The sequence below is a fragment of the Streptomyces sp. SPB074 genome, from assembly GCF_000154905.1.
Lineage (GTDB): Bacteria > Actinomycetota > Actinomycetes > Streptomycetales > Streptomycetaceae > Streptomyces.
Genome location: NZ_GG770539.1, coordinates 6,225,785 through 6,233,913, shown reverse-complemented (window position 1 = coordinate 6,233,913; position 8,129 = coordinate 6,225,785). Strand labels below are relative to the sequence as shown.

Below are 8,129 nucleotides of genomic sequence, written 5' to 3'. Positions count from 1 at the left end.
TGCCGAAGAGGAGGAGGTGGCCGTCGGAGGAGCTGAGGGCGTCGGCGAGGCGCACGTCGCGCGGTTCCGTCTCGATCCCGGTCTCCTCGCGGAGTTCGCGTACGACGGCGTGGCGCCAGTCCTCGTCGTGGTCCACGAAGCCGCCCGGGAGGGCGACGGTGCCCTTGGCGGGTTCGATGGCGCGGGTGATGACGACCAGTCCGGTGCCGGCGCGGTCGTACACCGGCTGGAGGGCGACCGCGACCGGCAGCGGGTTGCCGTAGGCCGTGGCTCCGCAGACGGCGCAGGTGCGCGGCCAGGAGCGGGCCTCGGCGTAGGGGGCTCCGCAGCTCGAACAGTGCGAGAAGGGCTGCGGACCGGCGCAGGCCGGGGCACCTCCGGAGCCGTCGGGGGTGGAGTGGGTCCGGGACACGCGCGGACTGTATCCGATCCCTGGGGTGAGGGTGACGGCGGGATGTCCTTGTGGAGGAAGGGGGGTGAGGGCGGGTCAGGGGCGGGAGGTCAGCAAACGCCGGGTGACCGGGAAGTCGAAGAAGGTGTCGGGGTACTGCTCGGGCTGGTGGGTGAAGTGCCACCACTCCTCGGGGAGGTTGGTGAAGCCCTCGCGCTCCAGGGTGGATGTGAGGAGTTCGCGGTGGGCGCGCTGAACGGCGCTGATCCGCGGGTCGTCGGTGTGGGCGAGGGTGTCGAAGCAGTCGAAGCCGGTGCCCGTGTCGACCGCGGCGTCGGGGAAGCGGGCGGACTTGGGCCCGTAGCAGGAGGTGAGGGGCTCGCCGGGGACGTAGGGGCGGGTGGGGTGTGCGGGGAGGCGGACGAAGCTGAGGTCGAGGGTGGAGCCACGGCTGTGGCCGGACTTCTCCGCGATGTATCCGTCGGCGACGAGGCGGGTCTTGTCGACGCGGGGGTAGAACTCCGCCTTCATGCGCTGGTCGGAGAGGTCTTCGGCCCAGCGGACGAAGTGGTCGACCGATCACTCACCATAGGGCGGGAACGCCGCGCTAGCCTCACATCATGCCAATTCCTGCTTCATACCTGCACCTTGAGACAAAAGGACAGGTGATTGCATATCTCTACGCCCGTCAGTCGCGTGACCCGCTCGGCCGATCTCGCAGCACCGAGGACCAGGTCTCCGATGGGCGCGACACGTGCGCGAAGCTCTGTTGGACGGTTGACCGCGTATTCAAGGACGCCGGCGCCTCGGCCACTCGTTTCCGACGCAAAGAGCGTGACGACTTCGAAGCTTTGCTGGAGGCTCTCCCCACTGCGCAGGCCACCGTCTTGGTGGCGCCGGACGCCTCGCGGATGTACCGGGACCTGGCGGAGTACGTGCGTCTCCGCGATGCCCTCGAAGCATCCGGTGTGCTTCTCTGCTACGGCGGCATGGTGTTCGACATGGCCAACAAGGACGACCGCCGCATCACAGCGCAGGACGCTGTCGCAGCCGAAGATGAAGGCGAGTCCATTCGGGCCCGAAACCTCCGGACGGCCCGCCGGTCTCTGGAACAGGGCGCCCCTCGGGGCGCAGTGCCGTTCGGCCACCGTCGACGGTACGACCCTGACACCGGCGAGCTGATCGGGCAGGAGCCAGACCCTACTCAAGGACCTCTGCTCATTCGGATGTTCGAGATGGTGGACAGCGGCGTCTCTCTGTACCGGGTGGCGATTTGGCTTGAAGACCAGGGTGAGTCGGCTCGTCACCGGTCTGGCATCGCGTGGGACGCTTCGCGAGTGCGGGTGGTCATGATCAATCCGTCCCACATCGGTATCCGGCACTCCAAGGGGCAGCTGATCGGCAAGGCCGCGTGGGAGGCCGTGGTGCCCGAGGAGCTTTACCACCGCGTGGTCGCCAAGCTCCGCGACCCATCCCGTCGAATGCAGCGCGATTCGAGGGTGAAGCATCTCCTCTCCCGCATCGGGCGCTGCGGCGAGTGCGGAGCGCTGCTGAAGGCCAAGAAGGCCCCGCAGCGCGATCGGTCAGTGCCGTACTACGAGTGCGCAGGGCTGCGCGACACCGCCCTGCCCGAGGCATGGCTCGACGCCTACGTCGAGGAGGCGCTGTTCAGTTGGCTGCGCAAGCCAACTGCCGCGAAGGCGCTAGCTCCTGACAGGACAGCTGTTGCGGAAGGCTGCGCTGCCGCACAGAAACGGCTGGCGGCCTACGAGCTGCAACTCACGCAGGCACGGGAGCTGTCCCAGCAGTTCAACAAGGAAGGGGAGCCACTGCTGTCGGCCGTCTCACTGTCAGGCGTCGAGCAGACCCTCCTCCCGCTGATCGCCGCTGAGCGAGACGTGATCGCTGGAAGTCAGGAGGAGGCCCCCACCGCCATCAAGGAGCTCTTGGAGGCCCCCGACCCAGAGACGGTCTGGGAGTGGCTGAAGCTGGACCAGAAGCGCGAAGTCATCCGGACCGTGGTGAACGTCCACCTCCACAAGGCGTCACGTCGTGGGGTCCGCGGCATCGAGCCCGGTCGAATCCAGCTGACGTTCATCGGCGAGCCCGGCTTCACGCCCCGCCCCAGCACTCGCCGCGATCCGGGACGGCGAGGCGTCGACGGGCCGAGCAGGGTCCGCCGCTCCGCTCCAAGCCTGCACCCAGTTCCCAAGCGATAGCAGGCCCTGTAGCTGTGCTGTCATCTCCTCCACCGCTTGGGCGGTGATGTGCCCCTCGGCAACGAGCCAGGTGAAGTGGCCGTCTTGCTCGACGGCCACGGCCGCTCGGCCTCCTGGCAGGCTCGGGACGATCTGCATGTGCACGGTGGGCGGCACAGGCTCTGGCATGTCGGTGGGTTCCCCCTCTTTCGGCGCTCGCACCCGGGCGCCGTGCCCCCGCGTGCGCCGTTTAGGTGGTTGATCCCGACAATGCCACAGCGAGTCATGAATGCAGAATGATCAGCTCAAGATGAGGAATAGTGTGATGATTACGCTTCAGTCCTGATGTCGAGCTCGCCGCCGCGCGAACATCTCGGCGATCTCTGCAAGCTCCTGCCTGTCCTGCCGCGTCAGCCCTAGCTCTCCGATTTTCGCGGCGAGCACCCGCGCCGAGGAGTCCGTACTCCACTCCACGCGATACCCGAAGTACTGGGCCGAGGCGGCCTCTTGCAGATCGCGGAGGGGTACGCCGAGGACGGACTGAAGCGCTTTCAGTACCTCCTTGCTGGGTGCCCGCGTTGGCTCGCCGCGCTCCAGCTTGCCGATCCAGCCGACCGACACGGTGGTGCCAGACGCGGGATCGAGCGCCCGCTCGGCCACGTCCTCCATGGACAGCTTCAGCGCCTTGCGCTGCTTTCGGACGAGATCTGCTAGCTCCTGGGCCATGTGGTTCCTCTGTGACGTGTGGGTCTCGTGGTGTCTACGAGACATACGAGGCTTGCTCCCGTCTGGGCTGGTCAGCCGCCGAGTCTGCCTGCACTGCCGCCCCAGTGTCTACGAAGGTCGATATCGGCCGTGTCTGCCCGATTCGACAGCCAGCGTGAGCACGCAGCGAACGTACAGCGACACAGAGCGCACTAAATCTCTATGTACGTAGACGTCACGTCTACGTGCGTGTATTTTTCTCTCGTGATCCTGGCCTCACGAGCAGAAAGAGGTGACCTGTGCCCTCTCTCACACCCCCCACCCGAATGCGCCTGGTAGACCCGGAGTTGCTGCGGCGCCTGATGTCCCGTACCGGCACCGGACGCGAGATCAGCGTCCGCGAGCTGGCGCGCGAAGCGGGCGTCCACCCGGCCGCGATCGGTTTCCTGCGGACCGGCGAGCGCTCCACCGCATCGCGCACCGTCGCGGTCGCGATCGCACGGCGACTCGGCGTCGACGAATTGGTCCTCTGGGAGCCGCTGGGCCGGTCCGTGTCCGAGGAATCCGTGTCCACCTCGGTCGCGCGGATCGCCGCGTGACCCCGGCCGAGCGTCGCCGCGCGCTTCTCGGGGATGCCGTGGTGGAGGAGATCGCCGCGCGCGTCGACGCCGCCCCGGCCCCGCCCGAGGAAGTGATCATCGCGCTCCGCCGCATCCTCGCGCCGACACCGCTCCAGGCCCCGGCCCGCCCGATCCGCCGCAAGCGGCCCGCGCCCGTCGCCCTTACGGACGCCGCCTGACACAAAGCGGGGCTGCCTGGACCCTGGCCGGTCCGTGACAGCCCCTGTGACGCCACCCACCCAACTGCACCGAAGAGAGGAAGCGTCGTGACACAGACTAGCCACGACTTCGCCGGCCGGTACGCCGCCCGGCGGCAGAACGAACAAGCCTTCGAGTACGCGGTGGAGACCTTCGGTCTCACCGCAGCCGAAGCCACGGTGACGCCCGACGGCGTGTACGTGAGCGTCGCCCGCGCCGATGACCTGCTCCCCTGGCTCCACGAGCGGGGCGGCCTCATCACCACGACCGCGACGGACGCGGGCGTCGAGCTGTGGACGCTGGCCACCATCATCATGCGCGGCGACGGCGCCGCGATCCCCGTACGGGTGTCCGTGCCGGTCTGCTCGCAGGCCGTGCACGACATCGCCGCAGAGGTACAGATCGCGACCTCGAAGTCCCCCGCCGCGCGGGTCGACGCATTGCTGCGCGGGGCGTGGCAGGCGCGCGGACTCGTGTCGACCGAGGTCGTCAGCCCGACCGAGCTGGCCGTCGTCGCCCACCCCTTGAGTGACGAAGCGTGGGACTGGTGGTACCGGGTCCTGTCGCTGTCGGAGGACGCCGAAGACGGGCCGCTTCTCACCGCCAGCGGCCGGGTCGGGCCCGTCACCGTCCGCTTCACCGGCCAGAGCAACGACCTGCGGAGGGCCGCGTAATGAAGCCGACGTCTCCCGCCGTCACCGGCCCGTTCCGCATCTACGTGCATGAGACGCCGACCGGTGCCCGGCTCGACGTCACCCACTACCTCGGCGCCGTGCTGCGCGGCCTCGCGCAAACCGCCGCCGAGGACCCCGAGGGCTTCGCCGAAGAGTTGGCCGACCTGGCCGCGCTCGAATCGCAGGCCGCCCGCGAGGGCCGGGACTCGCACGCTCGTCATGAGCTGGACGACCGGCTCGACAAGCTGATTGCGGAGATCGCTGACGACGGCTCCCTGCCTCTCCACGGCGTCGCCGTCCACCGCCTGATCGACCGCCTGGCCGAGATCGAGATCGCGACGCCCCGGCCGATCCCGGGCACGCAGACGGAGAGCGAGGTGGCGGCGTGAGCGACACCGCCCAGCACGACCCTCGTACTTGCCCGCACTGCGCGCGGCTGCGGCACCCGGCCGGTGCCCGCATCCGCCGGGTCCTCGTCACCGCACTGCCTGCCGCTCGGAAGGGGGATGACCGATGAGCATGAGCTTCGCCAAGGACGCGGCTGCCGCCGTGATTCATGAAGCACTGAAGACCGGGCGCACCCCCTTCGGGATTGCGGTCGCGCTCGACCGCGCCGGGATGCTCTGCACCCCGCCCGGTCTCGGTGAGGAGCCGTCCACGGCCGAGCGCCGCGCGCTGCTCCTCGCCACGATCCGCAGCAAGGGCGGCGAGTGGACGCCGCGCCGCGCCGCCCGCGAGTACAGCCGTCTTGGGCTCCCCGGCCTCCAGCGCGCCACCATCCGCGCCGACTTCGCCGCCCTTTCCCGGGCCGGGCATCTCACGCTCCACGAGGCCCCCAGCCGCAGGCACTACACCCGTACGGAGAGTTCACGATGACCGGACCCGAGCACCCCGAGGCCGAGCGGCTCCTTGCCGAGCTGCGCGGGCGGCACACGCGGTATCCGGACTCGCCGCACTGCAAGCACGACGGCGAGCGCTGGCCCTGCCTCACGCTCCGCGCCCTCGACGCGCCCACCGAGGCCGCGTACACCCCGGAGGCCGACGCCTGATGACCACCACCACCCAGCGTGCCGGGGCCACCACGGCCCCGGCCGCCGGGCGGCGCCGCAAGGCCGCCGCCCCCACGCCCACCGGCGCGGACCGTATCCCGAAGCCGTCCCGGGGCTGGTACCGCGACCCGGTGACCGGCGAGAAGTACCGGCGCGTCACCACGATCCTGGAGAAGGGCTGCGCCAAGGGCGACGCCCTGACCTACTGGGCCGCCAACCTGACCGCCGAGACCGCGATGGACCGGCTCCCGTACCTCGTCTCCAGCTCCCTGCGCGAGGAGACCCGCTCGGAGGCGTACGACTGGCTGCGCCGCACCCACGTCCGGAAGAAGGACGAGCGCGGGGACGTCGGGTCGGCCGTGCACAAGCTCGTAGAGGCGCACGTGCTCGGCGCCCCCGTACCCGAAGAGCTGCTGGAGGACGACGACTTGTCGCCGTTCCTGACGCACTTCCTGCGGTTCGTCGACGAGTGGGACGTGACGTTCGAGGCGTCCGAGATGGTCGTCGGCAACCCGGAGGACGGGTGGGCGGGCACGCTCGACTACCTCCTGCGCTCCCCGAAGATCGCCGCCGCGCTCTCCGCCCGGTACGGCGTGGAGATCGCGCCCGATGCGGTGCTCGCCGGGGACACGAAAACGGGCGGCGAGCTGGACGTCAAGGGCGTCTACCCGGAGGCGTCGCTCCAGATGGGCGCGTACCGCCGCGCCACGATCGCGTGGCTGCGCGACGGGTCGACCGTCCCGATGCCGCGCGTCGCCCCGTACGGGGTCGCACTTCACCTGCGCCCCGAGGGCTACCGGCTGATCCCCGTGGACGTCGGTGACGAGGTGTACGCGGCTTTCCGCGTGATGCAGCAGGCCGCCGACTGGGCGTCCGGCCTGTCCAAGCACGTCATCGGCGACGCCCTCACTCTGTCCGCACCCGTAAGCGACACCGTCCCCACTCACGAAGAGGTGGCAGTCTGATGCCGATCCTTGACCTCCAGCAGCGCGTCCGGCAGCTCGGCGAGATCCGTATCGGTCACGTCGTCCAGACGGGCCGCACTCGCCGCGACGGGAAGCCGCTCACGCGCCCCGCGAAGCTGAACCGCTTCCGCTTCACTTCCCCCTCGCGGGAGATCCTGGCCGATGTCGCCGACCTGTACGGCGGTGAAGTCCAGCCGTGGACGCCCGCGAACGGCGGGCCGAGCGAGTACGAGGTGTACTCGACCACCGACCGGCTGCCCGTGCTCATCCCGCCGCGCGACGCCGTGTCGCAGTGGTACGAGATGTGGTCCGGGTCGAAGTGCCAGCGAAGGTGCGACGGCGTGACGGAGCACAAGCGCGACCGCAAGTGCCTGTGCGACCCCGAAGACCGCGAGTGCAAGATCACGACCCGCGTGAACGTCATGTTGCGCGACGTACCCGCCTTGGGGCAGTGGCTCCTCGTCTCGAAGGGCTACTACGCCGGGATCACCCTCCCCCCCGCCGCCGAGCTGCTGTCCAAGACCGGCGGGTACGTGGACGGCTGGCTCGGCATGGAAGAGAAGCTGGTCATGCGCGAGGAGGGGCCCGCGCGGTTCATGGTCCCCACGCTGGACGTCACCGTGACCCCGATCGCACTGATGACCGGGCAGGTCACGCTCGGCGCCGGAGCGGTCCCGGCCGGGCCGGAGCGCGTTGCGATCACCAGCGGGCGCCCGGACTACGCCGCGCTCGCCTCCGTCGCCACCACCAGCGCCGAGGTGGGCGAGCTGTGGCGCCAGGCGGTCCGCGCCGGGCACATGGACCCCGACCTGGAAAAGCTGCTCAGCGCGCGGGGCTCCACGCTCGCCGCGACCGAGGCACAGGACACCGCCGGGGAGGAGCCCCCACAGCCAGGTGAAGAGCCCGCCCCCGAGTTCGAGGACGAGGCGCCCGCCGAGGAGATCGCCGAGGCGGAGATCGTCGAGGACGACGACGAGCGCGACGGCGTGTGGTTCCAGATCATCGCCGCCGCCGGGCCGCTGGGCTGGACCACCACCGAGGTGGAGCAGCGGTTCGTCTCGGAGCACGGCCGCGCCCCGGGCGCGGCCACGGTCGCCGAGCTGCGGGCCTTCCTCACCCACGTCCGGAAGCAGGGCCGGTGAGCCCCGCGCCCCGGCTCCTCCGGGCCGGTGAACGGCACGGTCGTCTCATGGTGCTCGGTGACCGTATGCCGGGCGACCCTCAGGTGCGTTGCCTCTGTGATTGCGGGCGCATCTGCACCGTGCGGTTCAAGCAGTGGGGCAAGACCAAGTCATGTGGGTGTCTGCGCACCGAAATGTTGGTCACACG

The 8,129-nt window shown here is 69.8% G+C and carries 11 protein-coding genes and 1 pseudogene; 9 read left to right on the top strand and 3 right to left on the bottom strand.

Annotation, left to right across the window (positions count from 1 at the left end; genetic code table 11):
* Both SSBG_RS26635 and SSBG_RS26630 read right to left on the bottom strand, forming a co-directional pair.
* Positions 1–412, bottom strand: a 412-nt coding sequence (locus SSBG_RS26635) for an NUDIX domain-containing protein (protein WP_008749156.1), incomplete at its 3' end; no start/stop codon positions are given.
* A gap of 75 nt (positions 413–487) precedes the next feature.
* Positions 488–970, bottom strand: a pseudogene (locus SSBG_RS26630) (M15 family metallopeptidase); the annotation flags it as partial.
* 86 nt (positions 971–1,056) lie between these two features.
* On the opposite strand from SSBG_RS26630, the gene SSBG_RS26625 reads away from it, so the two are divergent.
* A complete protein-coding gene (locus SSBG_RS26625) occupies positions 1,057–2,610 on the top strand; it encodes a recombinase family protein (RefSeq protein WP_008749154.1) in 1,554 nt (517 codons plus the stop codon).
* 315 nt (positions 2,611–2,925) lie between these two features.
* Here SSBG_RS26625 and SSBG_RS26620 read toward each other — a convergent pair whose 3' ends face one another.
* Positions 2,926–3,315 (bottom strand): helix-turn-helix domain-containing protein, encoded by a 390-nt coding sequence (locus tag SSBG_RS26620; RefSeq protein WP_037870712.1) that lies wholly within the window; start codon positions 3,313–3,315, stop codon positions 2,926–2,928.
* Between the two features lie 278 nt (positions 3,316–3,593).
* Here SSBG_RS26620 and SSBG_RS26615 point away from each other — a divergent pair, with 278 nt between their 5' ends.
* From SSBG_RS26615 to SSBG_RS26585, 8 genes are all read left to right on the top strand, one after another.
* Complete coding sequence (locus tag SSBG_RS26615; RefSeq protein WP_008749152.1) at positions 3,594–3,893, top strand: helix-turn-helix domain-containing protein; 300 nt, start codon at positions 3,594–3,596, stop codon at positions 3,891–3,893.
* A complete protein-coding gene (locus SSBG_RS26610) occupies positions 3,890–4,093 on the top strand; it encodes a hypothetical protein (protein WP_008749151.1) in 204 nt (67 codons plus the stop codon). Before SSBG_RS26615 ends, SSBG_RS26610 begins: the two co-directional genes overlap by 4 nt.
* 87 nt (positions 4,094–4,180) lie before the next feature.
* A complete protein-coding gene (locus SSBG_RS26605) occupies positions 4,181–4,786 on the top strand; it encodes a hypothetical protein (protein WP_008749150.1) in 606 nt (201 codons plus the stop codon).
* The gene (locus SSBG_RS26600; RefSeq protein ID WP_037870710.1) at positions 4,786–5,175 is read left to right on the top strand and encodes a hypothetical protein; all 390 of its coding nucleotides are present in this window, start codon (positions 4,786–4,788) and stop codon (positions 5,173–5,175) included. Before SSBG_RS26605 ends, SSBG_RS26600 begins: the two co-directional genes overlap by 1 nt.
* 124 nt (positions 5,176–5,299) lie before the next feature.
* Positions 5,300–5,662 (top strand): hypothetical protein, encoded by a 363-nt coding sequence (locus SSBG_RS26595; protein ID WP_008749148.1) that lies wholly within the window; start codon positions 5,300–5,302, stop codon positions 5,660–5,662.
* Entirely contained in the window at positions 5,659–5,835 is a 177-nt protein-coding gene (locus tag SSBG_RS33450; RefSeq protein WP_008749147.1) for a hypothetical protein, read from the top strand. The genes SSBG_RS26595 and SSBG_RS33450 overlap by 4 nt, the downstream gene beginning before the upstream one ends.
* A complete protein-coding gene (locus tag SSBG_RS26590; protein WP_050776829.1) occupies positions 5,835–6,800 on the top strand; it encodes a hypothetical protein in 966 nt (321 codons plus the stop codon). The genes SSBG_RS33450 and SSBG_RS26590 overlap by 1 nt, the downstream gene beginning before the upstream one ends.
* Positions 6,800–7,942, top strand: a complete 1,143-nt coding sequence (locus SSBG_RS26585; protein ID WP_008749145.1) for a hypothetical protein — start codon at positions 6,800–6,802, stop codon at positions 7,940–7,942. Before SSBG_RS26590 ends, SSBG_RS26585 begins: the two co-directional genes overlap by 1 nt.
* Positions 7,943–8,129: the final 187 nt, after the last annotated feature.

Excerpts from the sequence above, each read along its gene's own strand:
- SSBG_RS33450 (WP_008749147.1), top strand. The coding sequence starts at position 5,659 with ATGACCGGACCCGAGCACCCCGAGGCCGAGCGGCTCCTTGCCGAGCTG.
- SSBG_RS26585 (WP_008749145.1), top strand. The coding sequence starts at position 6,800 with ATGCCGATCCTTGACCTCCAGCAGCGCGTCCGGCAGCTCGGCGAGATC.
- SSBG_RS26590 (WP_050776829.1), top strand. The coding sequence starts at position 5,835 with ATGACCACCACCACCCAGCGTGCCGGGGCCACCACGGCCCCGGCCGCC.
- SSBG_RS26620 (WP_037870712.1), bottom strand. The coding sequence starts at position 3,315 with ATGGCCCAGGAGCTAGCAGATCTCGTCCGAAAGCAGCGCAAGGCGCTG.
- SSBG_RS26600 (WP_037870710.1), top strand. The coding sequence starts at position 4,786 with ATGAAGCCGACGTCTCCCGCCGTCACCGGCCCGTTCCGCATCTACGTG.
- SSBG_RS26595 (WP_008749148.1), top strand. The coding sequence starts at position 5,300 with ATGAGCATGAGCTTCGCCAAGGACGCGGCTGCCGCCGTGATTCATGAA.